Genomic DNA, 25,036 nt, shown 5'->3' on the forward strand with positions numbered 1-25,036 from the left:
CTGTTGGTTGGCCCGGAATCCGGACCGGCGGCAATTAGTTGCCGGTCAGCTTCTCGCGCAGGGCAGCAAGTGCCTCGTCCGAAGCCAGGGTGCCGGCACCGGTGTCGGTGGCAGCAGGCTCGGAGGAGTAGCTGGTGGTGCCGGAGTCGCCGTCACCGGACGTTGCAGCAGCAGCGTCGTCAGCAGCGTGCTGGGCAACCTGCTTCTTGTGGGCTTCCCAACGGGCCTGGGCGTCAGCGTACTGCTGCTCCCAGGCGGCGCGCTGTGCTTCGTAGCCCTCAAGCCATTCGTTGGACTCGGGGTCGAAGCCCTCGGGGTACTTGTAGTTGCCCTCTTCGTCGTACTCTGCGGCCATGCCGTACAGAGCGGGATCGAATTCGGTGCTGTCGGCGTCGACGCCCTCGTTGGCCTGCTTGAGGGACAGCGAGATGCGGCGGCGCTCGAGGTCGATGTCGATGACCTTGACGAACAGTTCGTCGCCAACGGAGACAACCTGCTCGGCCAGCTCCACGTGGCGGACAGCCAGCTCGGAGATGTGGACCAGGCCTTCGATGCCGTCTTCGACGCGGACGAACGCACCGAACGGAACCAGCTTGGTGACCTTACCCGGAACAACCTGGCCCAGGGCGTGGGTGCGGGCGAAGGTCTGCCACGGATCTTCCTGCGTAGCCTTGAGCGACAGGGAGACGCGCTCGCGGTCCAGGTCGACCTCGAGGACCTCGACGGTGACTTCCTGGCCAACTTCGACAACCTCGGACGGGTGGTCGATGTGCTTCCAGGACAGCTCGGAAACGTGAACCAGGCCGTCTACGCCGCCCAGGTCCACGAAGGCACCGAAGTTGACGATGGAGGAAACAACGCCGGGACGGACCTGGCCCTTTTCCAGCTTGTTGAGGAAGGTGGAGCGGACCTCGGACTGGGTCTGCTCGAGCCATGCACGGCGGGACAGGACCACGTTGTTGCGGTTCTTGTCCAGCTCGATGATCTTGGCTTCGATCTGCTGGCCGATGTACGGAGCCAGGTCGCGCACACGGCGCATCTCGACGAGGGATGCGGGCAGGAAGCCGCGCAGGCCGATGTCGAGGATAAGACCACCCTTGACAACCTCGATGACGGTACCGGTGACGACACCGTCTTCTTCCTTGACCTTCTCGATGTCGCCCCAGGCACGCTCGTACTGCGCGCGCTTCTTGGAGAGGATCAGACGGCCTTCTTTGTCTTCCTTGGTGAGCACCAGGGCTTCGACCTGATCGCCAACGGAGACAACGTCCCCGGGGTCAACGTCGTGCTTGATGGAAAGCTCGCGGGAGGGGATGACACCTTCGGTCTTGTAACCGATGTCGAGCAGGACTTCGTCGCGGTCGACCTTGACGACGGTACCTTCGACGAGATCTCCGTCGTTGAAGTACTTGATGGTGGCGTCGACAGCTGCGAGGAAGTCCTCAGCGGTACCGATGTCGTTAATCGCGACTACGGGGGTACCGGGCTTCTCGGTGGAGGTGATGGTCATGTAGTAGGGGCTCCGTTGTGGATAGTTAGTCGGTCAGGCAAACCGGCGCGCCCGCGTTATGGAACGCAGGCGCGATTCGCGGTGAATCCGACGGATCCTCCGGGTCATCCTGATTTTGTGGATTGCTTTCAATGCAGCCCTCAAAGGGCCGCAAGTGCGTGCACGTGGTACACGCCCGTTTATTCTAGTCGCTGCCCGCAATTCGGGTCAAAGCGGGTGTGCAGGAGGCGTAGTGACGTCAGAAGTGGGTCAGGCAGTGGGTTGCCCGTTCCACTGCGAACATCTGCTGCGCTTTGAACGCTGCGCCGGGAGTTGCCTCGCAGACCTTTCCTGCCGCCTTGAGCGTTACGGGGCTGATTCCGCCGAGGTAGATCGAGGACAGCGCCGAGACGTCCAGAACCAGGTCAGCCTTCTCCCCCACGGAGACACGTTCGACGGCGGCCTGGCCGCCTTTGACCTCCAACGTGAAAGTTCCTGCCGTGAGGTCCAGCGGGTCCTCCATGTCGAGGACCAGCCGGCCGTCGGCCGGGTAGTGCCGCGCCGACAGGGCCTGCGGGACGTCGAGGATCCGGAGCCACAGCATGTCGCGGCTGTCGGAGGCGTCGATGCAGCGTGGGTCCACCAGCGCCCAGGCCAAGGGATCATCCACCGGCGCTTCATTCCACGAAATGCGTTCCACAAGGTCGATGGCAGCCAAATACTGCCAGAGCTCAAGGTAGGCGTGATCCGTGGCAGCCAGGAGGTCCACCACCTCCACGGTGGCGGGCGTGGCGTCCCAGCCGGCGAACTTGTAGGAGACGTACCCGTCCACCCTGCCGTCCGGCCCGTAGTGGAGCGCTGCCTTAATGGCAGGATCTTCGTTACCGTCACGGCCCAGCGACCCCGACGCCAACTGCCGGTACCATTCCTGGCGGCCGAGGGATCCGGGGGTGTGGCGGTGCACCCGGGCGAAGACTGTGGGGGCAACGTCGAGCAGGACTTTGGGATCCGCCACCTCCACGGTCCCCGTTGCCTGGTGGCGCAGGTTGAACCGGGCCGTCGTGTCCACCTTGACGGTGCGTTCCAGGCTGGCTACGCCATAACCGAACCGTCCGTAGATGCTTCCCTCGGATGCGGTGAGCGCGGCCACTGCAATGCCGTCATCCTTGGCTGCCTGCAGGTCCCCGGTCATCATTCGGCGCAGCAGGCCTCGCCGGCGGTGAGAGGTCCTGACGGTAACGGCGGTTACCATTTGGGCTTCAAGCATCCGGCCAAAACCGACGTTAAGGGTCTTTCGGAACGTTCCGAAGGTGGCCACGGGAACCTGGGCCGGGAGCGAGTGCTGCGCCGGCGTTCCCGTCTGGTAGGCGCCCGTGAAGATCCTGCCATCTGCCTCATAGGTGGCCATTGAACGCGCCACGTGCTCGGGAGTGCGGGTCGAATCATGGAAGCCGAACGCAACTGCACGCGCCCAGGCCTCCGCTTCTGCATAGCCGTCCCTGCCTTGGGACACAGCGGGAAAGCGCCGGATTTCATAGTTTCCGCTCAGATCACCCATTTACCCGAGCCTAGTCAATGAATCCGGCGGCTGACCAGCATAAACATCCTCGCTTCGAAAGAGGGCGCCGCCGAGCCTAGTGCCCGGCGTCGTACCAGCTGGGCCCGACGCCGATCTGGACTTCCAGGGGAACGCTCAGGTCGGCAGCTGCGGCCATCTGTTCGGTGACGAGTTTCTCCACCGCGGCCCGCTCCCCGGCGGCAACTTCCAGGACCAGTTCGTCGTGGACCTGGAGCAGCATCCGGGATTTCAGGCCCTGGGCCTGCAGTTCGGCGTGGACACCCAGCATGGCGCGCTTGATGATGTCCGCTGCGGAGCCCTGGATGGGGCTGTTGAGGGCAATGCGCTCTGCGTTTTCGCGCAGCTGGCGGTCGGTGCTGGTGAGGTCCGGAAGGTAGCGGCGGCGTCCCTCGATGGTGGCCGTATAGCCGTCCACCCGGGCCTGGTCCACCACGCCCCGCAGGTAGTCACGGACGGCGCCGAAGCGGTCGAAGTAGTCCTTCATGAGGGTCCGGGCCTCGTCAACGGAGATTTCCAGCTGCTTGGACAGGCCGAAGGAGGTCAATCCGTAGGCAAGGCCGTAGGACATGGCCTTCACCTTTGAGCGCATGGCGCTGGTGACCTGGTCCGTGGGGACGTGGAAGATGTTGGAGCCGACGAAGCGGTGCAGGTCCTCGCCGTCCTTGTACGCCTGGATCAGGCCGGCGTCCCCGGAGAGGTGCGCCATGATGCGCATCTCGATCTGGGAGTAGTCGGCGGACAACAGGCATTCGTAGCCATCGCTGACCACGAAGATACCGCGGACCCGGCGGCCCTCCTCGCTGCGGATGGGGATGTTCTGCAGGTTGGGGTTGTTGGACGAGATCCGGCCCGTGGCTGCCACGTTCTGTGCATAGGTGGTGTGGATCCGGCCGTCTTCCGCCACGGACTTCTTCAGGGATTCGAGCATCTGCCGCAGCTTGGCGGCCTCCCGGTGCGCCATGAGCTGGACCAGGAACTCGTGCCCGGTCTTTTCCAGCAGGTTCTTCAGCGAAGCGGCATCCGTGGTGTAGCCGGACTTGATCTTCTTGGTCTTGGGAAGCTGCAGTTCATCGAACAGGACGGTCTGGAGCTGCTTGGGCGAGCCCAGGTTGACTTCGTGGCCGATGGCCGCGAACGCCTGTTCCTGCGCCTGGTCGATGACCCGCGCAAGGTCGGCAAGTTGTTCGTCCATTTTGTCCATGTCGATGGCGATGCCGGCGAGCTCCATGTCCGCAAGGACGCGGCTGACCGGCAGTTCGAGGGTGGACAGCAGCTCCTCCGCCCGGCGTTCCTTGAGCTCGTCCTCAAAGTAGCGGCTCAGGGCCAGCACCACCGCGCCGGCCTGGACCAGGGCGTCGGCGGCAGCGTTGTCATCGCCGTCGAAGGACAGTTCCAGCTGCCCGGCTTTGGCAGTGGCGGCAGGGATTCCCACATTGAGATGGTGCTGGGCGAGTTCTGCGAGTTCGTAGGTGCGGCGGTCCGGCTGGATGAGGTAGCCGGAGATGGAGGTGTCATCCACCACGCCCTCCAGCTCCAGGCCACGGGCCGTGAGTGCCTTGAGTGCAGCTTTGAAGCCGTGCATCACCTTGGGCGCTTCGGGATCGCGCAGCCAGGCGGCCAGCACATTCTCGGTCTCCGCGTCCTGGCCGGCGAGGTCGACGTAGACTGCGGCGTCGCCGCGCACGATGGCCAGCGCGGCCGCGTCTTCACCGATGCGGCCGGGCACGAGGTCCACGGCGAGGGCGGTCCGTTGACCCGCACCGGCGGCCAGGAAAGCGGCAAGTTCTGCGGCAGTGGCCGGCGTGGTGTAGTCCGGGGCGTCGATGCTTTCGCGTTCGGCGGCGGGAGCGTCAGTGTCGCCGTAGAGGGCAAACAACCGGCCGCGGATGGCCTTGAACTCCAGCTGGTCGAAGAGATCTTCGATCGCGGCCTGGTCGGGGCGCGGCTGGTACAGGTCCTCCAGCGTGACGGGCAGGTCCAGGTCCGTGTGGAGCTGGTTCAGGCGGCGGTTGCGCTTCACGGCGTCGACATTCTCCCGCAGGGCGTCGCCCACCTTGCCGCCGATGGAGTCAAGGTGTTCCAGGACGCCTTCCAGCCCGCCGTACTGGTTGATCCATTTGGCCGCGGTCTTGGGCCCGACGCCCGGCACGCCCGGAAGGTTGTCCGCGGTCTCCCCCACCAGGGCGGCAAGGTCGGAGTAGCGGGACGGGCTGACGAAGTACTTCGCTTCAATGGCGGCAGCATCCATCCGGGGGATGTCGCTGACGCCCTTCCGGGGGTAGAGCACGAAGACGTTGTCGGTGATCAGCTGGAAGGCGTCCCGGTCGCCGGATACCAGCAGGACCTCGAATCCGGCCTTCTCACCCATGGCGGCAAGGGTGGCCAGGATGTCATCGGCCTCGTAGCCGGGCATCTTGATGGTCTTGATGCCCCAGGCCTCCATGACCTGGGCAATGAGGTCGATCTGGCCGCTCATCTCGCGGGGCGTTTCGTTCCGGCCGCCCTTGTAATCGCTGTACTCGGTCTTCCGGTGGGTGGATTCGTCCGAGACATCGAACGCAACAGCGACGTGGGTGGGCTGCTGCTCCTTGATGAGGTTGATCAACATGGAGGTGAAGCCGTGGATGGCGTTGGTGTGCTGGCCGTTGGAGGTGGAGAACTTGTCCGCGGGCAGGGCGAAGAAGGCGCGGAACGCCATGGAGTGGCCGTCGAGGACCAGCAGCCGCGGCTGGCCGGTAATGGGAATGACGGGTGCTTCCGTGGCTGAAACAGAGCCGCCGGCAGCGGGGGCGGCAGCCTTTGCGGCAGGCCGGGGCGTGGAGGACGAAAGCTGCGCGGCAGCCTCCTCTTCGATGGCCGAAGTCGGGAAAGGGGCCGGTTTGGTTGTTTCACTCACAGGTGCCAGCCTAGTTGCCATGACAGACAATTTCACGCCGGGTGCTTTCGCTGAAGAGCTCGCAGCCGCCGGAATTCCCGACCACATGCACGCCTGGCTGGGGAGGTTTGGCGTCGGCGCCCTGGTGGTCAAGATGGGCATCCATTTCCTGGAGATGAGCCCGGAACGCACCGTTGCCACCATGCCCGTGGAGGGAAACACGCAGGTGGCAGGAATCCTGCATGGCGGGGCGCATGTGGTGCTGGCAGAGACCCTGGGCTCGTTCGCTGCGGGAATGCATGCGGGCCCGGGCCGGCACGCCGTAGGCATTGAGGTCAACGCGACCCATCACCGGTCCATCGCAAAGGGCCTGGTCACGGGCACCTGCACGGCGATCCATCTGGGGCGCACGCTGACCACCCATGAGATTGTGATGACCGACGGCCAGGGACGGCGCCTGTCAACGGCACGGATCACCAACATGCTCAGGGACAACGCCGGCTGAGGCAGCGGCGTCAGGGCTGCGGGCGTGTCCTTCCGGGCATCACGTAGCGCAGCTCGACGATCCCCCTGCCCAGGGTGCTGGAGGCAGCCAGCTCAAGCGGCGGCGTCGGGCCCTTCATCGGGAGCAGCCGCTTCCCGCTGCCCAGCACCACCGGGATGACGGAGAGGATGATGTCGTCCAGCAGCCCGGCGTCCGCGAACTGGGCGGCCAGGTTGCCGCCGCCCACCACCCAAATGTTCATGTCATGGGCCGCGCGGCGGAAGTCCGTGACGAATTCCTGGATGTCGCCGCGGACGAACGTGATGTCCGCCCCGTCCGGGGCGCGGTATTCGTGGTGGGTGAAGACGTAGCTGGGCGTCCCGGTGTAGGGCCACTTGCCGGGCTCATGTTCCATCAGCCAGGCGTAGGTTTCCCCGCCCATGACGATGCAGCCCACACCGGCCATGAACCCGTTGTAACTCTCGGCACCGCCCTCGAATCCGTCGAACTGCAGGAGCCAGCCGAGGTCGTCCGTGGACGTGGCGATGAAGCCGTCCAGGGACTCGGCTACAAAGTATTGGATGCGCGGCATGGCTTCAGCCTAGACAAGCACCCCGGCCCAGCCAAGGGGCCAACCCCAGCCAACAGCCCCGCAAGAGCCAGGATTTGCTACTTCGAGAAGTACGGAATGATCAGGTACAGCCCCACCAGGACGGCCAGGCCGCACAGGCCGAAGCAGACGTAGGCGAAGAAGCGCTTCAGGCCGGGAGAGGTCTGTTCCGCGTCAGCGGCGATGGCCGTCAGCCGGACGCCAAACGAGTAGAGGGTTACCACTGTTGCGGAAGCTACCAGGGTGGCGCCGGCAACGGCCAGGAGTTCCAACCACTTCATCGCCGATTCTCCTTGGGGTTGTTGGCTTTGGCGTCGGCCTTGGCTTTTGCCTTGGCTTCGGCCCGGGCGCGGGCCATGGCCTTCTTCTTGGCGAACCGGACGGCCTGGCCGGCTTCCTCCACCTCGACGGCATTCTGGTGGCTCACGGAGGACTTGCGTGAGTAGAAGAACATGAAGAGCACTGCGCCGGTGCCGGCGATGGCGGCAATGAGGACGCCCACGACGCCGGTCTTGACCAGCAGGGCGGTCAGGGCACCGACGATCCCGGCGGCAGGCAGGGTAAAGAGCCAGCCCAGGGCGATCTTGCCCACCATGTTCCAGCGGACGGTGGTTCCGCGGCGTCCCATTCCGGAGCCGATGACGGAACCGGACGCCACCTGCGTGGTGGACAGGGCGAAGCCCAGGTGGGACGAGGCGAGGATGGCCGAGGCTGTGCTGGACTCGGCCGCGAAACCCTGGGCCGGCTTGACTTCGGTCAGGCCGGAACCCATGGTGCGGATGATCCGCCAGCCGCCGGCATAAGTACCGATGGCGATGGCCAGGGCGCAGGCGGTGATGACCCAGAGCTGCGGACCGGATCCGGGCGTCTGGGTTCCGGCGGCGATCAGGACCAGCGTGATGATGCCCATGGTCTTCTGGGCGTCATTGGTTCCGTGTGCCAGTGCCACCAGGCTGGACGTGAAGATCTGCCCGGTGCGGAAACCACCGCGCTTCTGGGTGAGCTTGGTGCCCGTCTCCGGGTCGTGGCGTGAGGTGAGGGCGTAGGCAAGGCGTGTGCACACGTATGCGGCAAGGCCTGCAATCACCGGCGCGAAGATGGCCGGCAGAATGACCTTCTGCAGCAGCGTCTCAAGATTAACGGAGCTGAATCCCGCACCGACGATTGCGGCGCCGATCAATCCGCCGAACAGCGCATGGGACGAGCTGGATGGCAACCCCTTCAGCCACGTGACCATGTTCCACAGGACGGCTCCCATCAGCCCGGCGAAGATGATGTCCGGGGTGATCTGGACGCCGCCGGACCCTTCACGGATGATGCCGCCGGATACCGTCTTGGCCACCTCCGTGGAAAGGAAGGCACCCACCAGGTTCAGGACGGCTGCCAGGGCCACCGCGGTTTTCGGTTTGATGGCACCCGTCGCGATGGGCGTTGCCATGGCGTTCGCGGTGTCGTGGAAGCCGTTCGTGAAGTCGAAAAATAGTGCCAGTGCGATGACCAGCGCCACCATGAAGGTGATATCCACCTGTTGCCCAATCTGCAGAGTCGACGTTCAGCAGTTTCTCTTACCAGGCTGCCTTGCACAGCATAGTTCACCAGCTGTTTGCAGTGGAATGACTTGCGGCGATGGCACAACCGGCGGGAAACCTTATCGATCGTACGCGTCCCGGGCATGAGGTCAAAACACGGACCGGGACAGGAAAGAGCGGAGCAGGTCCAGTTCCGCGGGCGCGATTCCCTGCCGGGGATGCGGTGACACCGTAAGGATGCGCCTGCCCAGGAAGCGTGCCCATGACTGCGCCTCAGCCTCGAAGCCCAGCTGGTCATCCACCCATGCGACGGCGTCTGGCCCGGTCTCCTCGACGTCCTCCTGGATGGCCCGGAGCTTCCACCAGCCGGTCCCGCCCGCTGCCCCGTCCGCGGCAAGATAAGGCCAGCCGCTGCCGTTAAGTCCGACGGCGGCGCAAAGGTATTGGGGCGCCAGCTCCTCCCAGCTGGTGAGCCAGACACAGCGCAGCCCGGGCGTCAGGGCAAGGGAGTTGAGCCCGGCCACGAGTTCGGCGGCGAACGCGACGGGCAGCAGTCCGGCGTCGGCGTGCTGCCAGGCTGACCCCCAGCCGGTGGTTCCGTCCGGGCCGAATGGACAGACCACGCCGTCGACATCCAGGTAAAGTGTTCGCCCCACGCTGCACCTAAAAGGCTTCAGCCCTCGTGGAACTGCGGCGGCCTGGAGCCGGCATCCAGTTGCGGGGCGATCTTTTCCTCAAGGGCCGCCACGGTGACGTCCGGCAGGACGATGAGCCCGTCCAGTTCGCGGCGTGCCCGCTTGTAGGCTGCCTGCCGTTCGGCCGGGGTGGCCGCGTGGTTCTCCGCGATCATCAGCAGTTTCCGTGCCGTGGCCAGCCGTTCGCGTTCGGGTCCGCTGAACCTGCTGTCCCTGACCCGCCTGGCTTCCCGTTCGGCCACGTCCAGCGCCACCGCGAAGTTGTTCACTGCCTGCCGGTAGGCGTCAAGGCCGGACAGTGATGTCAGACGTTCGGCGGAAGGCGGCCGCTGGCCGTCGGCTTCCCGTTTGGCGCGCAGGAAGGCCACCGTGAGCGGTTCCCGCACGTCCGTCATCATGGGAAAATCGATGAGCTTGCCCACGTCGAGCTCATATTCAAGCCATCGCCGGTTGGTGTCGTCGTGGGTGTCCATCAGCGACTGCACCTCGGCCACGGACGCCCTTTCGGCTGCACGTGCCTGGTTCCGGAGGTTGTACAGTTCGGCCCTTCGCCGGTACCGGCGCCCGGCGCCGCGCCGCCAGCCGCCCGCCCAGCGGCCGGCCAGCGCCATCAGTGGAAACACCATCCACCATTTGTCGGACAGGAACTCCATGAGGGGCCTCACGCATTAATCCTCCCAGCCCTGGGGCGCGCCCTCAAGGCAAAGCGCAGATCCGGTCGGGCGGCCGGGAGGCCCTCCCGGCCGCCCTCAGGCCCCTCCCCTCTTACGGCGCCGGCGCGGGCTGGGCTGCGTTGACGTTGACCAGCCATGCGACTCCGTACCGGTCCGTGCACATGCCAAAGACGTCACCCCACGGTGACTGTTCCATGGGAACGGTCACCGCTCCCCCGTCACCGCTGAGCTTCTGGTAGTAGCCGCGCAGTTCCACCTCGTCGTCGCCGCTGACGGAGATGGAAATCGCGGAACCCGGGTGGTACTCCATGCTGTTGGGGGTGTCAGCGCCCATGATTACCAGGCCCTGGGTGGTGGTCAGCATGCCGTGCATGATCTTTTCCGCCTCCGCCGGATCCTCGCTGGCCTGGAAGTCGCCAAAAGTACTGAGTGTCAGCTCGCCGCCGAACACCGACTGGTAGAAGTTCATCGCCTCACGGGCATTGTCCCTGAAACTGATGTAGGGGTTGAGGATTGTTGGCATGGGGAGCTCTCCTTCACAGGGGCCGGAACTGCGCCGGCCGGAACGTGGGCAGACAACATCCTGCCCCATCCTGCGGCAAGCCGGTAGGGGAAGTCTCCCCTGTTCACCCCGTATTTCGGGACGCCTGACGTGGGTATGTGGTGCGGCGGGGCGCGCGGGAACGTAGGCTCGGGGGCATGGCCAGATTCTTTGACGTTCATCCCCAGGACCCCCAGCCGCGCGCCATCTCGCAGGCGGTGAACATCATCCGGGACGGCGGACTGATCGCCTACCCCACGGATTCCTGCTACGCGCTGGGGGCCCAGATGGGCAACCGGGACGCCCTGGACAGGATCAGGAGCATCCGGCACCTGGACGACAAGCACCACTTCACCCTTGTCTGCCGGGATTTCGCGCAGCTGGGGCAGTTCGTGAACATCGGCAATGATGTCTTCCGCAGCATCAAGTCCGTGACTCCGGGCAGCTACACCTTCATCCTGCCTGCCACCAGGGAGGTTCCCAAACGCCTGCTCCACCCGAAGAAGAAGACTGTCGGGGTGCGGATTCCTGACAACCGCGTTGTCCAGGCGCTGCTGGCCGAGCTGGGCGAGCCGCTGCTGTCCAGCACGCTGCTGCTGCCGGATGAGGAAGAGCCGCTGACCGTTGGCTGGGAGATCAAGGAACGGCTGGACCACCAGGTGGACGCCGTGATCGACGCCGGGGACTGCGGCGCCGAGCCCACCACCGTGGTCGATTTCTCCAGCGGGGTGGCCGAGGTTGTCAGGCGCGGCATGGGTGATCCGTCCCGCTTCGAGTAACCTGCTTCGAGCAAACCCGGGCCGCACCTTCGGTCCCGGGGCACTTTGGCGGCGCCGCCGTCGTAATTTCCGACGGCGACCGGCGTGTCCGCGCCAAAGTGCCCCGTTTTGGGAGCGCCTTGGTGAGTCCTGCTTGGCTCAGTCCTGTTGGGGTCAGTCCTGCTTGCGGGCGCGGCTGGGCTGGACCCGGGGCGGCTCGCCCGGCATCTTGGGGTAGTCCGGCGGGAACGGCATTTCCCCCAGGCCGGCTTTGCAGTCGCGGTCCCACCACTCCAGCAGGGTGTCGATGGTGCCCGGGCGGGCGCTGAAATCCGCCCAGGGATCCCCCACCGTCTTCAAGCGTTTGGGAACCGTCAGGATAGTGAAGTTCTTCGGATCCGCGTTCTCCAGCTCCTCCCAGGTGATGGGGCAGGAGACGGGAGCATGCGGGAGGGCGCGGGGGCTGTAGGCGCCCGCGATGGTGCGGTCCCGGTTGGCCTGGTTGAAGTCCAGGAACACCCGCCGGCCGCGTTCTTCCTTCCACCAGGCTGTGGTCACCTTGTCCGGGATGCGGCGCTCCACTTCCCTTGCAGCCGCAATCACTGCGTGCCGTACGTCGAGGAACTCGCGGGTTGCTTCGATGGGTGCGTAGACATGGAGTCCGCGGTTTCCGGAGGTCTTGATGAAGCAGGTCAGGCCTGCCTCGGACAGGACGTCCTTGAGCACCAGCGCGGCGGGGACGGCGTCATCGAAGTCGGTTCCCGGCTGCGGGTCAAGATCGATGCGCAACTGGTCCGGATTGTCCGTATTTTCCGCCCGGGACGGCCAGGGGTGGAACACCACCGTGTTCATCTGCGCGGCCCAAACGGCTGCCGCAGGCTCGTCGAACACCAGTTGCGGGTGGGACCGTGCGCTGGGGTACACCACCTTGACGGAGCGGATGAAATCCGGGGTGCCCTTGGGTGGATTCTTGGAGAAGAACTGCTCACCCTCGATGGTCCCGGAGAACCGCTGCAGCGCAACGGGCCGGTCCCCGTTGGCGGCGATGAACGCCTCCCCCACGTCGCAGATGTAGTTGACCAGGTCCAGCTTGGTAAGGCCCAGATCCGGCCAGAGGACGCGGCTGGGACTGGAAATGCGCATCTCACGCGGCCCGTTGGGGCCCTGCACTGTGAGGGTGGTCTGTTCACTCGCCATGGGGACAACGTACACCCCGCCACGGGCAGTAACCGGAACATCATGCATCGCTCCGGCGGATCGGGCAGCACTCCGGCATGATGGATCCATGCCCGCAGCCGATCAACAGCTCACCGTCACGGTTGGTGACACCACGTTTTCTGCAGCCTATGCCCGCCCCGCAGATCCCACCGCCACTGTGGTGGTGGCACACGGAGCGGGTGCAGGGATGGACCACCCGTTCCTCCGCGGATTCACCGATGCCCTGAACGGCCTGGGCGTTGCCACCCTCCGCTTCAACTTTCCGTACCGCGAGGCAGGGCGGAAGTTCCCTGACCGCCCGCCGGCCGCCATCGCCGCATGGCGGGCCGCCATCGATACGGCCCGCGCGCAGGCGGATGCCGACGGTGACAGCGGCCCGGTCTGGGCGGCGGGCAAGTCGTTCGGCGGCAGGATGGCGTCCATGGCGGTCGCCGGGGGGATGGAGGCCTCCGGCCTGGTCTACCTGGGCTACCCCCTGCATGCCCCCGGAAAGCCGGAAAAACTTCGTGATGAGCACCTGTACGGGATCACCACGCCGATGTTGTTCCTGCAGGGAACCCGCGACACCTTTGCCACGCCCGGCATCCTGGCGGACGTCGTGGCCCGGATCGGGTCCAATGCCGTGCTGCAGTGGGTGGAAGGCGGTGACCACTCGTTTGCAGTGGCGGGGAAGAAGCGGGCCGCCGATGAGGTGGGTGCGTCTCTGGCGCCCCCCGTTGCCGCGTTCATCGCAGCGCAGGCATCACGCCGCTAGGCAGCGTCCTCGTGCCACCAGCCCTCCCAGGCGGCCGAGGTGAGCTTGCCTTCGGGAAATGAGCCCGTGTCGCTGTTGTGGAAAGCACCGGCGTCGCTGCGGCGCCCGTCCAGCAGGAGGTTGAGGCTGTTCAAGGGAAACATGGCGTGCGTCCTTCCATAGGTGGCTGCGGACTGCGTCGTCCGCGTTGGACTGAGCCTAGGTCAGCGATGTTTCAGCACGTCGACAGGACGTTTCGGCTGTGTATCGGACTTTTCACGCCCGGGTCCAGGCGCGGGAAGAACGCCTACCTGCGCTGCTTGGTGCGTGCCGTGGCCGGGGCCGACCACGGGTCCTCCGGCCACGGATGCTTGGGGTAGCGGCCCCGCATCTCCGCGCGCACCTGCAGGTACGGTCCGGACCAGAATGAGGTCAGGTCATCCGTAACCGCGAGGGGTCGGCGAGCCGGGGACAGCAGGTGGAACAGGACCGGAACACGGCCGCCCACCAGTCTTGGAGACTCAACCAGCCCAAAGCACTCCTGCAGCTTTACCGCCACCACGGGCGGTGCGGCGTCGTCTCCTGGTTCCGGGTAGTCGATCCTGGCCCGGGAACCGCTGGGTACCTCAAGGTCTTCCGGCGCAAGCTCGTCCAGCCGCGCAGCCTCGGGCCAGGGCAGCAGCCGGCGCAAAGGGTGCGCCAGGTCAATCGAGGTGACCGGTTTCCCGGCGGCAAGGTCTCCCAGCTCGGGTCCCAGCCACTCTTCCAGCCGGCCCAGCAGCGCCCCGTCCGACACATCAGGCCAGGGTTCTCCCAACTCCCGGTGCAGGAAGGCCAGGCGGCGCCGGAAGGACGCCGCCGCCGTCGACCATGACAGGGCTGCAAGCCCGCCGGACTGCAGCGCGGCCGCCACCGCCCTCCTGCCCTGTTCCGCGGTGGGCCGCACCGGTGTTGTGGAAAGCACGATCGATCCCAGCCGCCTGGTCCTGCGCGCGCTGAGCCGGCCGCCGGTAAATTCCGCGTCCACGGTGTCGGCCAGCAGATGCGATGCCGCCGTTTCAGCAATGCCAAGGGAAATGGGGGCGGCGGCGCGGATGACTGCGCCAGTACCGGCCGCGTCCCTGCCTTCCGCGCGGGCCACGTCGGCAACGGCGATCCACTCGTGGCCGGACAAGCTGCTGGCGGCCGGCAGGCCTGCCCTGGTGCCGGAGGTCAGCAGGTATTGTCCGGCGCCGTCGCTGCCGGGCACCCGGCGGGCCACGCGGTCAGGAAAGGCGAGGGCGACGACGGCCCCAACAGCTTCGCCTCCAGCGGCGGGAATGGCGGGAACCACCGCCGTGCCGTCCTGCTGCCGCCGTGCCACTGCGGCCAGCCGCCTGGATTCCTCCGCCCATCGCCTTCCCTCCGGGCCTGTCTCGGCACGGAGTTGGGCCAGCAGGCGGGGCAGGTCCGCTCCGGGCGCGCGGTGGTCCCCTGAGAGTGCCGCCACCACGCCGGCAGCAAATTGGGGGCCGGTGGAGGTGCCGCCGTCGAGCAAGGCCCGGGCAAGCCGTGGATCGGCGGGGATGCGGGCAAGGGCCCGGCCCGCAGCCGTCACCATGCCTTCATCGGAGACGGCGCCCAGCTCCCGGAGCACCTCCACGGCGTCGTCCATGCCCTGGCGCGGCGGCGGGTCCGGCAAGGCGATCCCGTTTCCGCCGGGCGTGCCCCAGCAGGCAAGGACCAGGGCGGCGCCGGTCAGGTCTGCCACGCTGATTTCCGGCGTCACGTGGGCGGGAGCCGCTCCATAGGCCTGCTGGGAGTAGCAGCGCACCACGGTTCCCTGACCCTGCCGGGCGGCACGCCCTGCCCGCTGGTCGGCGGATGCCCGTGAACAGGAGACGGTAACCAGTCCGCTCATGCCCCGGCCGGCGTCCCGGCGCGGTTCCCGGGCCAGGCCGGAATCGATGACCAGCCGGACGCCGGGCACCGTGAGGGAGGACTCGGCAAGATCCGTGGAGACGATGATCCGCGGGAGATCCCCGGGACCTCGCCCCGACACTGCCCTGTCCTGCTCCGCCGGGCCCACCTGGCCGTGAAGCTCCAGCACGTCCACCTGGCTGCCCAGCCGGCTGCGCAGTGCCGCTGCAACCTGGGAAACCTCCCTGGCACCCGGCAGGAATACGAGCGCGTCCACGGATCTGTCGGCGGCAACGGCATGGACATGGGCGTCCGCGGCTGCCGCGGCGACGTGGTCCAGGAAGCTGCGCGCCACTCCCCTCGCGTCCAGCCGCGGGGCGGGTGCCGGGAGCCATTGCACGTCCAGCGGATGGTTCACGGAGGGGCAGTCGACGACGGGTGCTGCCGCGCCGCCGTCGGCGTCCCGCAGCAGGGCGGCGAACCGGGGTGCGTCCAGGGTTGCGGACATGGCGACGACGGCGAGGTCGCCGCGCAGTGCACGGACCTCTGCGAGCATGCCGAGCAGGAGGTCCGTTTCCAGGCCGCGCTCGTGCACCTCGTCCAGGACGACGGCGGAAGTGCCATCCAGCGCCGGGTCGGCCAGCAGGCGGCGCAGCAGGATACCCGGGGTGACAAATTCGATCAGGGTGTCCGGGCCGGCCTGGCGTTCGCCGCGAACCGTGTAGCCCACGCGCCCGGCCGGCCGGCTGCGGTCGAGTGCGGAGAGGCGGCGCGCGGCGGCGCGGGCGGCGACCCGCCGCGGCTGGGTGACCACCACCCGGCCCCGCCGGCCGTAAAGGTTTGCCAGCAGCGGGGGAACGAGCGTGGTTTTGCCCGTCCCCGGCGGGGCCTGCACCACGGCGGCGCCGGGTGAACCAGCGCTATCCAGCGCGTCCCGCAGTACGGAAAGGGATCCTTCGAAGGCAAGCCCGGCACCAATGGCGCCAAGATCGAAGGTGCCGGCACCGGGCCGCACGGCAGGAGAAACCATCCCTCCATTCTGCCCTGACCGGGACGCCGTCTATCGCAAAGGTCAGGGCTTGCCCGGACCTTTGCCCTTGCCCTTGGCTTCCTTCGCAGCCTCCGACCGCTCCTGGCCCGGAGCTTCGGGCGCTGACTCTTCGGGCGCGGGCGCGGCCGGCGCCGGCGCGACGGCCGGGACGGCCGCTTCCACGGGAGCGGCCTGCTCCTGCCCGGTGCCGGCGAGGGCAGGGGCGGGCGCGACGGCGTCCGGCGCCGCGGCAGGGGGTGCCGCCGGGGCGGCTGCCGCCACCTGTGTGGCGAGATCAGTCCGGACGGCCGACAGTGCGTTCTCGATGCTGCGGTAGCGCGAAGCCGAGAGCCGTCCATTCGCTGCCGCATCCCCCAGGTCCTTCTCGAGGGCCTGCAGGGCGGCCAGCGCGCCGTCCATCCTGTTCTCGGCAGCGGCCTGGCTGATGCTCAGCACCCGGATCTGGAAACCCCGCAGGACGTTTTCGTCGGCATCGCCCGAACGGATCCCGGCCGCGCCTGCAACCAGCGCGGCCGCAAGAACGGCGCTGCACAGGACGATCAGCGTACGGGCTCCGCGGCGGGCCTCCGGTACGGGCTTCACCGCTCCGGGCACCGCGACCGCCTCTGGTTCCATGCGTGGCGTCACCTTAAGCGGCATGCCGGCCCCGCAGCGGGGCAACGGGAGCGCTCCGGACGGGGAGGACAGTCACAGAGGCGTACCCGGCTTCCGGGAGCGCCACTGGAGCGGACCGCACGGGCGAGGCGGGCCGGGCCAGGAGACGCCGGAGGCCGGTTCGCAGGACGGTGGCGATCAGCAGTCCGATGCCCACTCCGAGGAGCACATGGCCGGCAAGATAATGCTGTGCGCCTCCGACGCCCCGGTCGGCCGCCACCGCAGCGCCCCCAACGGTCAGCATCAGTGACAGGGCCGTCCCGAAAATTGCGCCCATAGCTCCTGCTCCAATCCCATTTAATCAGCAAGCTTACTAGTAATGCTCAGCAAGCTTACTACTTGATGGGCGCAAGGCAAGCGTTCGGCGAATTCGGCAAAGGCAGGGCAGCGCGCCGGCCCGGGAGCCTGGACACTGATAATAAGTAGGCTTAGCATTTTTTCATCGGCAGCTCTCCGGAACCATCCGCCTCCGGAATTACACCCGAAGGGCCGTCCGATCCGGCCGCAGATACGGCACACCAGCAGGAAGGAAGGAGACGAACATGGCAAAGGCGCGCGAAATCATGACTGGCGGCGTGGAGTGCGTGGGCGAGAACGAGAGCCTGGAAGCAGCCGCCCGCAAAATGAAGGAACTTGACGTTGGTTCCCTCCCCATTTGCGGCGAGGACGACCGCCTCAAGGGAATGCTCACGGACCGCGACATCGTGGTGAAGTGCCTGGCCGAAGGCGGCGACCCGCGCAGTGCCAAGGCGGGCGACCTGGCCGAAGGCAAGCCGGTCACCATTGGAGCCGACGACTCGATTGAGGAAGCGATCCGCACCATGCAGGACCACCAGGTGCGCAGGCTTCCCGTGATTGACGGCCACAAGCTGGTTGGCGTGATCAGCCAGGCCGACATTGCCCGGAATTACCCCGAGGACCGGGTGGGCGAACTCGTGGCATTCATTTCCTACTGAGTCCTCCGCCTGGATACACGCTGAAGCCGGTCATCCCCGCTTACACGGGAAATGACCGGCTTCTCTTCTCCCGGTTCAGCCCGCCGCTTCGAGCAGGCGTTCCGCCCGGGTGAGACCGGCATACCGGCCCTTGAAGAACACCAGCGGCTCGGCGTCGGTCCGGGCATCGAGGTGCCGGACCGCCGCCACCACGATGGTGTGGTCGCCGCCGTCGTACTCTGCATGGAGCTCGCAGTCGATCCAGCCGAGCGCGTCGTCCAGCAAGGGGTTACCCAGCGGCGAGGACGCGTGGCTGACGCCCGCGAACTTATCCGTCCCTGAACGGGCGAACTGCCCCGCCAGGTGCTGGTGTTCCGCCGGGAGGATGTTCACCGCGAAGGAGCCTGCCCTTCGCAGCGCGGGCCAGGTGGTTGACGTCCGGGCAGGGCTGAACGTGACCAGCGCCGGCTCCAGCGACAGGGACGCGAAGGACTGGCAGGTAAAGCCGGCGGGACCGTCCGGGGTGGAGCCGGTGATGACGGTCAGGCCGCTGGCAAATGTTCCAAAAATATCCCGAAGCCGGCGGGGAGCAAGATCTGAAGTGATTGACATGGAAAGTGGCCTCTCGTCTGGATCGTTACCTCACCAAACCATCAGCGATTCAACTCATTCAAGCCGCCTGAAACGCGCCGACCCGGGGCGCAACGAATTGTCATGCCCGTACTTTCGGCGTCATCGGCGCCTCGCTTCCCGGCGCCGGAATGCCGTTGTATGACGCAACAGAATGAGGTGCCTGGCGATCAGGACGGTGCGGGCTGCTGCTGCAGGTCCAGGGCGGCGAGCAGGCGGCGGACCGAGCCGCCCAGGTTCCAGTCGGCGGCCAGCTGCTCCAGTTCCGCGCGCCGGTCACCCGTCACGGGCTGCAGGCGGGCGCCCGCCTCCTCAAGGGTGGGCAGCTCCAGGTTGCGCACCAGGCGGACGACGGCGGGGGCCGCTTCCAGGTACGCGGCAGCAGCAGACAGTTTGGCCCGGACAGGTGCGGATACGCCCGTGCCCGGCTCCTCCGCGGCCGCCAGCAGGCGTTCGAGGGTCCCGTATTTGAGCAGCAGGGACGCGGCCGTCTTCTCGCCGATCCCGGCCACGCCCGGCAAGCCGTCGGAGGCGTCCCCCCGAAGGGTGGCATAGTCCGCGTACTGCTGGGGCAGGACCTTGTATTTGGCCACCACGGTTTCTTCCGTCATGACTTCGAGGTTCTTCATGCCGCGGGCGGTGTAGATCACCCTGACTGCCCGTTCGTCGTCGCATACCTGGAACAGGTCGCGGTCGCCCGTGACCACGTCCACCGGGAAGCCGGCATGGCTGGCGTAGGTGCCCACGACGTCGTCGGCCTCATGGTGTGCCGCGCCCACAATGGCGATGCCCGCCAACTCCAGTACGCGGCGGATCATGGGCAGCTGGGCCTGGAGACCCTCGGGCACCACTTCGACGTCGGCCCCGCCCGGAACTGCTTCGGCCACCCGGTGGGCCTTGTAGGTGGGGAGCAGGTCCACCCGCCATTGCGGCCGCCAGTCATCGTCCCAGCAGGCCACCAGGTGGGTGGCGTGGTAGTCGGTGCTGAGCCGGGCGATCATCTCGAGCAGCCCGCGGACGGCGTTGACCGGGATCCCGTCGGGCCGGCGGATGGTGTCCGGCAGGCCGTAGAAGGCGCGGAAGTACAGGGAGGCAGTGTCGAGCAGCATGAGGCGCTGGGGCATACCTTGATCCTGACATGGAAATGGCCGGCGGGGCAGCAGCCTCTTCCAAGGTCATTCAGACTGCCCCTGGCACATCCATCTGATCGAGTTGCTGACCGACCACGATCGACTGCCGTGTTGTCGTTGACCCTCCGATTTCCGTACGCAACGATAACGGGATGACATCCAGCATCGAAGGCAGGGAATTCGGGCATCGCGCGCCGGAAACCATCAACGACAACGGCGCGTGGTGCTGGTTCCAGGACGAGCGGGCCCTGGTGGACCCCGTCAACAACACGCTGCTGGTGGGTTCGGTAGCCGCTCCGGAGGGCCCGGGCGGCGAGCGCCGGGGCGGCAACATCGAAGTTGCCGTCCTGGACCTGGCCTCCGGGACGAGCACGGTCCACGTCCTGCACCACAGGCTGGAGCCTGACGACCATGACGCTCCGGCGCTGCTGGTCCGGCCGGACGGCCGGTACCTTGCCATGTACGCTCGGCACAAGACCGACAACTACTCCCGCTGGCGGATCTCCGTCCGCCCCCACGACGCCTCCGAATGGGGTCCCGAGCAGCACTTCGACTGGACGGAACTGGCCGCAGGACGGGGCGCCACCTACTCCAACCTGCACCGGCTGGACGCGGAGTCGCGGGTGTACAACTTTGTCCGCGCCATCAACGACGACCCCACCCTGATGGTGTCCGGGGATGACGGCAACACCTGGAGTTTCGGCGGCAAGCTCTTCACACGGCCCAAGGTGGGCTATGTCAACGGCTACACCCGCTACTACGGCAACGGCGCTGACCGCATTGACCTCATCACCACGGACCACCACCCCCGCGACTTCAACAACAGCATCTATCACGGCTACATCCGGGACGATGCGCTGCACGACGCCGAAGGGCGGGTGGTGGGAAAGCCGGTGATCGGCTCACCCGGCGTCGACCAGGCCTCCCTGACCACCGTCTTCCAGGCCGGCACCGAACTGGACGGGGACGTCCTCACCCACGGCTGGACGGCTGACCTGCGGGGCCGGGACGGACACCTGGCCGCCATCATCAGTTGCCGGGCCAACGACGTCAACGGAGCCCTTGAACGTGAGCAGATGCTCGACGTCGATGATCACCGCCTGCTGTACGCGCGCTTCGACGGAACACGCTGGCGGCTGAACCATCTCGCCGTCGCGGGCCCCGGACTGCTCCCCCACGAACAGGACTACACCGGACTGGGGGCGGTGGACCCTTACGACCTGGACCGGGTGTACATTTCCACGCCGGTGGATCCCCGGACCGGCAGCACCACGGCACACTACGAAATCTACTGCGGCCGGACCGTTGACGAAGGCGGGTCGTGGGCATGGGAGGCAATAACCGGGAACTCCCACGTGGACAACCTCCGCCCCATCGTTCCGCCGGGGGACCCTTCCGTCCACGCCGTCTGCTGGTTCCGGGGCACCATGCGTTCATCCCAGGCGTATGAAACGGAAGTGGTGGTGCTGCGCTGACCAGTCACCACTCGACGTCAGGGCTGGCCGCTGAGCGGCGGGCGGTCTATCACGCGGGGAATGTACTCAAGCAGCTGGAGGCGTCCGTCGAAGATCCTGCTGTCCACCAGGTCCAGGGCGACGTCCGGGTAGCCGTCGTAGATCCGTTCGCGTCCCGTGCGTCCGGTGATCAGGGGGAAGACCACCAGCCTGAACCGGTCCACGAGGTTTGCTGCCATCAGGGAACGGCAGAGGCTGAGGCTGCCGAGGGTACTCAAGGGCCCGGGATGGGTTTGTTTCATCTGCCTGACGGCCTCCACCGCATCCCCCGGTACCAGTACGGAGTTCGGCCATCGAAGAGGTGCTTTGAGCGTGGAGGAGAAGACCACCTTGGGAACGGCGGCCAGGCCGGTCAGGGCTGAGCTTTCGTCCTGTGAATATCCCGTTCCCCCGGCTCCAGCGTCCTCCGACATCCCTGACATGAGGCGGTAGGTGTTGGCCCCCAGCAGGAACGTATAGTCCTTCCCGGCCTCCTGCTGGAGCCAGGCCAGGTATTCCGGACCCTCCAGGCCCCACCAGCCCGGCCACCCTTCACCCGAGGCGAAGCCGTCCAGGGTGATGATCAGGTCCACCATCAGCTGGCTCATGGCGCCCATGCTATTCCCGGCCCGGGAAGCCCGGCAAGGGACCCGTCAGAACCAGTCGCCGTCGGCGTAGGCGCTGCGGACGTGGGCCCGCAGGTACTCCCCCACCACGGCTGCGCCCAGGTCGCCCACCTCCGGCGCCACCACCCTGCCGTCCACGCGCCGCGCCATCCGCTGGATGAACCGCTCCAGCCCGGGGTCGTTGCCCAGGCGGAAAAACGTGGTCTGGACGCCCGAACGCCCAAGGCGGTCCAGTTCCGCAACGGTGGCACGGATGGTCTCCGCATCCGGCGGCCAGTTGAACCAGGAGTCCCCGTCCGGCAGCAGGTGCGCGGTGGGCTCGCCATCGGTGACCACCAGCAGGACGGGCTGCATGGATGGGTGGCTTCGGAAGAAACGGCCCGCCAGCAGCAAACCGTGGTGCAGGTTGGTGCCCTGCTCGCGGAGCGCCGGGAGGGCAGTGAGTTCGCCGATGTCCATGGACTGCGCGTAGCGTCCGAACGTGATCAGCTGCAGCCGGTCGCCGCGGAAGCGTGTGGACACCAGGTGGTGCAGTGCGAGCGCGGTCCGCTTCATCGGCACCCACCGCCCCTCGGCAGCCATGGAGAAGGACACGTCCACCAGCAGGGCAACCGCCGCCTGGGTGCGTGCCTCCGTCTCGGCCACTTCGATGTCGCCGACGGCGAGGCGCAGTCCGCGGCCCGGGTCACCGCCGTCGGCCATGATGCGCCGGATGGCGTTGGTCATGGTGCGGGTGACGTCCCAGGGCTCGCGGTCACCGAACTCCCACTGCCGGCTTGAGCCCGTCTGTTCCCCGGCGGCCCCCGCCATCCTCGTGTCCCGGTTTCCCTGCCGCCCGGAGAGCTGCCTTGCAGTGTCCCGGAGCAGCGATTTCCCCAGCCGCCGCATGGCTTGCGGAGACAGCCGCAGGTCGCCATCAGTGCCGCGCCGCAGGTAGCCGCCGTCCTGCATGGCCCGCTCGATCTCGGCGAGGGTGCGGCCGCTCACGGCGGCATTCGCACCGAGCTGGCGTGCCAGGGCATCGAGGTCCAGGTCGTCAAGCCGGGAGCCGTTGTAGGACTGCGACAGTTGCTCGGACAGTTCGTCGAGCTCGGCGATGTCCTGCAGCACACCGGTCCCGTCACCCAGCCCCAGGCCTTCCTGCCCTTCGAAGCGTTCCGATCCCGTCCAGTCCTCTCCGGGACGCAGGGCCTGCAGGGTGGCGTCGAGCTCGCTGAGCTGCGCCATCAGTTCCGGCGAGCCGAATGCCTGGGCGGACAACCGCATCAGCTCGTCACGCTGCTCAGGGGACATGGACTGCAGGAGCCGTTGGGCCGCCGCCGCGCGCTGAGCCAAGGCATCCACCAATTCCTCCACGGATTGCGGATTCTCCGGAAAGTACTGGCCGTGCCTGGCCATGAACTCCTGGAAATCGGCGTCCGTGTCTTCGCCCCGCCGGTGTTTGCCCAGCAGCTCGTTGAGGTCCCGGAGCATCGCGTTTACTGCTTCGCGGTCCTCGTCGGTGGCGCTCTCCAGCGCCTGCTTCATGCCGGCGAACCGCTGTTCAAGGACTTCCCGGCCCAGCAGGTCCTTGATCCGGTCGTACGCTTCCCTGGCGGTTTGGGACTGCCAGTCGTAGGAGGCGAGCTCATTGACGGCGGCCGCCGTGGAGGGCGGGAGGTTCTGCAGCTGCATCTCCCGGAAGGCACGGTCGGTGTCATCCATCATGGCGTCCCGGGCCAGCTGCTTGCGCTCCTCCAGCACGGCCGTGTCCAGGAGCTTCTTCACTTCATCCAGGGTGCCGTCCAGCCGGTGGCGGCTGAGCAGGTCGCGCCGCCGCTCCTGGACGCGCCGGGCGAGGTCGTCCAGCCCCTCGCGGTTCCGCCCGCCGCGCCGCAGGAACTCCTGGAGGGCATGGCGCGGCGAGTAGCCTGCCATCACGTCCTCGGCGACGGCGTCGAGCGCCTCGGCCAGGTCGACCGGCGGGGCGAGCGGGTCCGGGCCGCCGGTGTACCGGCCATACCTGGCGGACCGCTTGTGGATGGCCATGGTCCCTCCTGTGCCTAGCCGTAAATGGTTTCCTCGTCGTCGGATTCCTTGGAGATCCGCCGGCCGAGGTACAGGCCTTCGAGTGCCAGTTCGACGGCGGCAGCGAGCTGTCCGTCATTTGTGGCGCCCAGGCGCCGCCCGATTTCGTCGTAGAGGCCCGAGCCGTTCAGGGAGGGGAGGTTGCCGAGGAACTCCTGCGCGGTCACCTGCTCCCCGGTGGTGACGGTCCGGTGCCCGTCGAGGGCGGCCACCAGCGGACCCATGTCCAGGCCCTGGAAGTGCGCCCTGACAGCTTCGGCGGTGGCGGTGCGCAGGAGATGGTCGAGGACGCCCTGTTCGCGTCCTTCCTCCCCCGATTCGAACTCGATCTTGCCCGTCAGGACCTCCACGGCCGGCTCGAGGTCGATAATCCGGGCCACCGCCTGGTCCTCGCCCCGCAGGCTCGCCCGGCGCAGCGCCGCGGCGGCCACCGTCTCCGCGCCGGCGATCGCGAACCGGGCGGAAACGCCGGAAGTCTGGTTGATGGCCGGGGACTGCCGCAGCGCGCGGGTGTAGCGGGCCAGGATCTCCAGGATGAAGGGCGGGACGTCCGCCACCAGCCGGCCCTCCTGCAGGATGACGGAGACCTCGTCCTCCAGTTCAATGGGGTAGTGGGTCCGGATCTCCGCACCAAAGCGGTCTTTCAGCGGTGTAATGATGCGGCCGCGGTTGGTGTAGTCCTCCGGGTTTGCGGATGCGACTACCAGCACGTCAAGCGGCAGCCGCAGCACGTAGCCGCGGATCTGGATATCCCGCTCCTCCATGACGTTGAGCATCGCCACCTGGATGCGCTCGGCAAGGTCCGGGAGCTCGTTGATGGCGATGATGCCGCGGTTGGAGCGGGGAATGAGCCCGTAGTGGATGGTCTCGGGATCCCCCAGGCGGCGGCCCTCGGCCACCCGCATCGGATCCACGTCGCCCACCAGGTCGGCCACCGAAGTGTCCGGCGTGGCCAGCTTTTCCACGTAGCGCTCCGACCGGTGCCGCCAGGCAACCCGCAGCCGGTCGCCCTCGGTCAGGACCCGGGCATGGGACTGTTCGGTAATTGGCTCGAAGGGGTGCTCGTTCAGCTCAGAGCCCTCGATGACCGGAGACCACTCATCCAGCAGCCCGGCCAGGGTCCGCAGCAGGCGCGTCTTCCCCTGTCCCCGCTCACCGAGCAGGACGATGTCGTGCCCGGCGATGAGGGCCCGTTCGAGCTGCGGGATCACGGTCCGGCTGAAGCCGAACAATCCGGGCCAGGGGTCCCGCCCCGCGGCCAGGGCGGCGAGGAGATTGTCGCGGATTTCGTGGCGCAGGTCCTTGTGGACGTACCCTGCTGCACGCAGTTCACCAACGGTAAAAATATCGGGGCGCTCACTCACCC

Annotated in this window: 24 protein-coding genes; 5 read left to right on the plus strand and 19 right to left on the minus strand. The window is 67.0% G+C overall.

Annotated elements, in window-relative coordinates:
* Positions 1–34 precede the first annotated feature (34 nt).
* The 3 genes from rpsA to polA all read right to left on the minus strand — a co-directional run bounded on the left by rpsA (position 35) and on the right by polA (position 5,766).
* A complete protein-coding gene (gene rpsA / locus QFZ60_RS10380; protein ID WP_307090273.1) occupies positions 35–1,510 on the minus strand; it encodes a 30S ribosomal protein S1 in 1,476 nt (491 codons plus the stop codon).
* Positions 1,511–1,748: 238 nt separating this feature from the next.
* Entirely contained in the window at positions 1,749–3,047 is a 1,299-nt protein-coding gene (locus tag QFZ60_RS10385) for a GNAT family N-acetyltransferase (protein ID WP_307090275.1), read from the minus strand.
* Positions 3,048–3,123: 76 nt separating this feature from the next.
* Positions 3,124–5,766, minus strand: a complete 2,643-nt coding sequence (gene polA / locus QFZ60_RS10390; protein ID WP_307093286.1) for a DNA polymerase I — start codon at positions 5,764–5,766, stop codon at positions 3,124–3,126.
* A 217-nt stretch (positions 5,767–5,983) separates the two neighbouring features.
* Between polA and QFZ60_RS10395 the strand changes: the two genes are divergently transcribed.
* Entirely contained in the window at positions 5,984–6,448 is a 465-nt protein-coding gene (locus QFZ60_RS10395) for a hotdog fold thioesterase (protein ID WP_307090277.1), read from the plus strand.
* A gap of 10 nt (positions 6,449–6,458) precedes the next feature.
* Here QFZ60_RS10395 and QFZ60_RS10400 read toward each other — a convergent pair whose 3' ends face one another.
* From QFZ60_RS10400 to QFZ60_RS10425, 6 genes are all read right to left on the minus strand, one after another.
* Positions 6,459–7,019, minus strand: coding sequence for a dihydrofolate reductase family protein (locus QFZ60_RS10400; protein WP_307090279.1), 561 nt, complete (start codon positions 7,017–7,019; stop codon positions 6,459–6,461).
* Positions 7,020–7,096: 77 nt separating this feature from the next.
* Positions 7,097–7,318, minus strand: a complete 222-nt coding sequence (locus QFZ60_RS10405) for a hypothetical protein (protein ID WP_307090281.1) — start codon at positions 7,316–7,318, stop codon at positions 7,097–7,099.
* On the minus strand, positions 7,315–8,562 hold the full coding sequence (locus QFZ60_RS10410; RefSeq protein ID WP_307090283.1) for an inorganic phosphate transporter: 1,248 nt from the start codon (positions 8,560–8,562) through the stop codon (positions 7,315–7,317). Before QFZ60_RS10410 ends, QFZ60_RS10405 begins: the two co-directional genes overlap by 4 nt.
* A 153-nt stretch (positions 8,563–8,715) precedes the next feature.
* On the minus strand, positions 8,716–9,222 hold the full coding sequence (locus QFZ60_RS10415) for an HAD domain-containing protein (protein WP_307090284.1): 507 nt from the start codon (positions 9,220–9,222) through the stop codon (positions 8,716–8,718).
* A 17-nt stretch (positions 9,223–9,239) separates the two neighbouring features.
* Positions 9,240–9,926: a hypothetical protein gene (locus QFZ60_RS10420; RefSeq protein WP_307090286.1), complete on the minus strand. Its 687-nt coding sequence runs from the start codon at positions 9,924–9,926 to the stop codon at positions 9,240–9,242.
* Positions 9,927–10,026: 100 nt separating this feature from the next.
* Positions 10,027–10,458 carry a VOC family protein gene (locus QFZ60_RS10425; protein ID WP_307090288.1) on the minus strand — a complete coding sequence of 144 codons (432 nt, stop codon included), beginning with the start codon at positions 10,456–10,458 and terminating at the stop codon, positions 10,027–10,029.
* Between the two features lie 176 nt (positions 10,459–10,634).
* Between QFZ60_RS10425 and QFZ60_RS10430 the strand changes: the two genes are divergently transcribed.
* Complete coding sequence (locus QFZ60_RS10430; RefSeq protein ID WP_307090290.1) at positions 10,635–11,255, plus strand: L-threonylcarbamoyladenylate synthase; 621 nt, start codon at positions 10,635–10,637, stop codon at positions 11,253–11,255.
* Between the two features lie 153 nt (positions 11,256–11,408).
* Here QFZ60_RS10430 and ligD read toward each other — a convergent pair whose 3' ends face one another.
* The gene (gene ligD, locus QFZ60_RS10435; protein ID WP_307090292.1) at positions 11,409–12,431 is read right to left on the minus strand and encodes a non-homologous end-joining DNA ligase; all 1,023 of its coding nucleotides are present in this window, start codon (positions 12,429–12,431) and stop codon (positions 11,409–11,411) included.
* Between the two features lie 88 nt (positions 12,432–12,519).
* On the opposite strand from ligD, the gene QFZ60_RS10440 reads away from it, so the two are divergent.
* Complete coding sequence (locus QFZ60_RS10440) at positions 12,520–13,206, plus strand: alpha/beta family hydrolase (RefSeq protein WP_307090294.1); 687 nt, start codon at positions 12,520–12,522, stop codon at positions 13,204–13,206.
* Here the strand turns inward: QFZ60_RS10440 and QFZ60_RS10445 are convergent.
* The 4 genes from QFZ60_RS10445 to QFZ60_RS10460 form a co-directional block, all read right to left on the minus strand.
* Positions 13,203–13,349 (minus strand): hypothetical protein, encoded by a 147-nt coding sequence (locus QFZ60_RS10445; protein WP_307090296.1) that lies wholly within the window; start codon positions 13,347–13,349, stop codon positions 13,203–13,205. The two genes, QFZ60_RS10440 and QFZ60_RS10445, sit on opposite strands and share 4 nt — an antisense overlap.
* 143 nt (positions 13,350–13,492) lie before the next feature.
* Entirely contained in the window at positions 13,493–16,114 is a 2,622-nt protein-coding gene (gene hrpB, locus QFZ60_RS10450; protein WP_307090299.1) for an ATP-dependent helicase HrpB, read from the minus strand.
* Positions 16,115–16,156: 42 nt separating this feature from the next.
* Positions 16,157–16,750: a hypothetical protein gene (locus tag QFZ60_RS10455; RefSeq protein ID WP_307090303.1), complete on the minus strand. Its 594-nt coding sequence runs from the start codon at positions 16,748–16,750 to the stop codon at positions 16,157–16,159.
* Positions 16,751–16,763: 13 nt separating this feature from the next.
* Positions 16,764–17,066 carry a hypothetical protein gene (locus tag QFZ60_RS10460; RefSeq protein WP_307090305.1) on the minus strand — a complete coding sequence of 101 codons (303 nt, stop codon included), beginning with the start codon at positions 17,064–17,066 and terminating at the stop codon, positions 16,764–16,766.
* A 265-nt stretch (positions 17,067–17,331) separates the two neighbouring features.
* Here QFZ60_RS10460 and QFZ60_RS10465 point away from each other — a divergent pair, with 265 nt between their 5' ends.
* The gene (locus QFZ60_RS10465) at positions 17,332–17,745 is read left to right on the plus strand and encodes a CBS domain-containing protein (RefSeq protein WP_142031162.1); all 414 of its coding nucleotides are present in this window, start codon (positions 17,332–17,334) and stop codon (positions 17,743–17,745) included.
* 75 nt (positions 17,746–17,820) lie between these two features.
* On the opposite strand, the gene QFZ60_RS10470 is transcribed toward QFZ60_RS10465, so the two are convergent.
* Both QFZ60_RS10470 and QFZ60_RS10475 read right to left on the minus strand, forming a co-directional pair.
* A complete protein-coding gene (locus tag QFZ60_RS10470; protein ID WP_307090307.1) occupies positions 17,821–18,336 on the minus strand; it encodes a flavin reductase family protein in 516 nt (171 codons plus the stop codon).
* Positions 18,337–18,524: 188 nt separating this feature from the next.
* Positions 18,525–19,478 (minus strand): 5'-3' exonuclease, encoded by a 954-nt coding sequence (locus QFZ60_RS10475; RefSeq protein WP_142121645.1) that lies wholly within the window; start codon positions 19,476–19,478, stop codon positions 18,525–18,527.
* 158 nt (positions 19,479–19,636) lie between these two features.
* Here QFZ60_RS10475 and QFZ60_RS10480 point away from each other — a divergent pair, with 158 nt between their 5' ends.
* Positions 19,637–20,959, plus strand: a complete 1,323-nt coding sequence (locus tag QFZ60_RS10480) for a BNR-4 repeat-containing protein (protein WP_307090310.1) — start codon at positions 19,637–19,639, stop codon at positions 20,957–20,959.
* Between the two features lie 17 nt (positions 20,960–20,976).
* On the opposite strand, the gene QFZ60_RS10485 is transcribed toward QFZ60_RS10480, so the two are convergent.
* From QFZ60_RS10485 to QFZ60_RS10495, 3 genes are read right to left on the minus strand one after another with little or no spacing between them, the layout of a single operon-like run.
* On the minus strand, positions 20,977–21,594 hold the full coding sequence (locus tag QFZ60_RS10485) for a dihydrofolate reductase family protein (RefSeq protein WP_373427673.1): 618 nt from the start codon (positions 21,592–21,594) through the stop codon (positions 20,977–20,979).
* A 36-nt stretch (positions 21,595–21,630) separates the two neighbouring features.
* Positions 21,631–23,631, minus strand: a complete 2,001-nt coding sequence (locus QFZ60_RS10490; protein WP_307090313.1) for a VWA domain-containing protein — start codon at positions 23,629–23,631, stop codon at positions 21,631–21,633.
* A 14-nt stretch (positions 23,632–23,645) separates the two neighbouring features.
* Positions 23,646–25,034 carry a sigma 54-interacting transcriptional regulator gene (locus QFZ60_RS10495; protein ID WP_307090316.1) on the minus strand — a complete coding sequence of 463 codons (1,389 nt, stop codon included), beginning with the start codon at positions 25,032–25,034 and terminating at the stop codon, positions 23,646–23,648.
* Between the last annotated feature and the right edge of the window lie 2 nt (positions 25,035–25,036).

The organism is Arthrobacter sp. B2I5, from assembly GCF_030816735.1.
Taxonomy (GTDB): domain Bacteria; phylum Actinomycetota; class Actinomycetes; order Actinomycetales; family Micrococcaceae; genus Arthrobacter.

What these genes read in the sequence shown, in the direction of transcription:
- hrpB (WP_307090299.1), bottom strand. Translation starts at nt 16,114, where the DNA reads ATGGTTTCTCCTGCCGTGCGGCCCGGTGCCGGCACCTTCGATCTTGGC.
- QFZ60_RS10385 (WP_307090275.1), bottom strand. Translation starts at nt 3,047, where the DNA reads ATGGGTGATCTGAGCGGAAACTATGAAATCCGGCGCTTTCCCGCTGTG.
- QFZ60_RS10485 (WP_373427673.1), bottom strand. Translation starts at nt 21,594, where the DNA reads ATGGGCGCCATGAGCCAGCTGATGGTGGACCTGATCATCACCCTGGAC.
- QFZ60_RS10470 (WP_307090307.1), bottom strand. Translation starts at nt 18,336, where the DNA reads ATGTCAATCACTTCAGATCTTGCTCCCCGCCGGCTTCGGGATATTTTT.
- QFZ60_RS10455 (WP_307090303.1), bottom strand. Translation starts at nt 16,750, where the DNA reads ATGGAACCAGAGGCGGTCGCGGTGCCCGGAGCGGTGAAGCCCGTACCG.
- QFZ60_RS10440 (WP_307090294.1), top strand. Translation starts at nt 12,520, where the DNA reads ATGCCCGCAGCCGATCAACAGCTCACCGTCACGGTTGGTGACACCACG.
- QFZ60_RS10475 (WP_142121645.1), bottom strand. Translation starts at nt 19,478, where the DNA reads ATGCCCCAGCGCCTCATGCTGCTCGACACTGCCTCCCTGTACTTCCGC.
- QFZ60_RS10400 (WP_307090279.1), bottom strand. Translation starts at nt 7,019, where the DNA reads ATGCCGCGCATCCAATACTTTGTAGCCGAGTCCCTGGACGGCTTCATC.
- QFZ60_RS10480 (WP_307090310.1), top strand. Translation starts at nt 19,637, where the DNA reads ATGACATCCAGCATCGAAGGCAGGGAATTCGGGCATCGCGCGCCGGAA.
- QFZ60_RS10465 (WP_142031162.1), top strand. Translation starts at nt 17,332, where the DNA reads ATGGCAAAGGCGCGCGAAATCATGACTGGCGGCGTGGAGTGCGTGGGC.
- QFZ60_RS10445 (WP_307090296.1), bottom strand. Translation starts at nt 13,349, where the DNA reads ATGTTTCCCTTGAACAGCCTCAACCTCCTGCTGGACGGGCGCCGCAGC.
- QFZ60_RS10460 (WP_307090305.1), bottom strand. Translation starts at nt 17,066, where the DNA reads ATGGGCGCAATTTTCGGGACGGCCCTGTCACTGATGCTGACCGTTGGG.
- QFZ60_RS10395 (WP_307090277.1), top strand. Translation starts at nt 5,984, where the DNA reads ATGACAGACAATTTCACGCCGGGTGCTTTCGCTGAAGAGCTCGCAGCC.
- rpsA (WP_307090273.1), bottom strand. Translation starts at nt 1,510, where the DNA reads ATGACCATCACCTCCACCGAGAAGCCCGGTACCCCCGTAGTCGCGATT.
- QFZ60_RS10405 (WP_307090281.1), bottom strand. Translation starts at nt 7,318, where the DNA reads ATGAAGTGGTTGGAACTCCTGGCCGTTGCCGGCGCCACCCTGGTAGCT.
- ligD (WP_307090292.1), bottom strand. Translation starts at nt 12,431, where the DNA reads ATGGCGAGTGAACAGACCACCCTCACAGTGCAGGGCCCCAACGGGCCG.
- QFZ60_RS10490 (WP_307090313.1), bottom strand. Translation starts at nt 23,631, where the DNA reads ATGGCCATCCACAAGCGGTCCGCCAGGTATGGCCGGTACACCGGCGGC.
- polA (WP_307093286.1), bottom strand. Translation starts at nt 5,766, where the DNA reads ATGGCGTTCCGCGCCTTCTTCGCCCTGCCCGCGGACAAGTTCTCCACC.
- QFZ60_RS10425 (WP_307090288.1), bottom strand. Translation starts at nt 10,458, where the DNA reads ATGCCAACAATCCTCAACCCCTACATCAGTTTCAGGGACAATGCCCGT.
- QFZ60_RS10430 (WP_307090290.1), top strand. Translation starts at nt 10,635, where the DNA reads ATGGCCAGATTCTTTGACGTTCATCCCCAGGACCCCCAGCCGCGCGCC.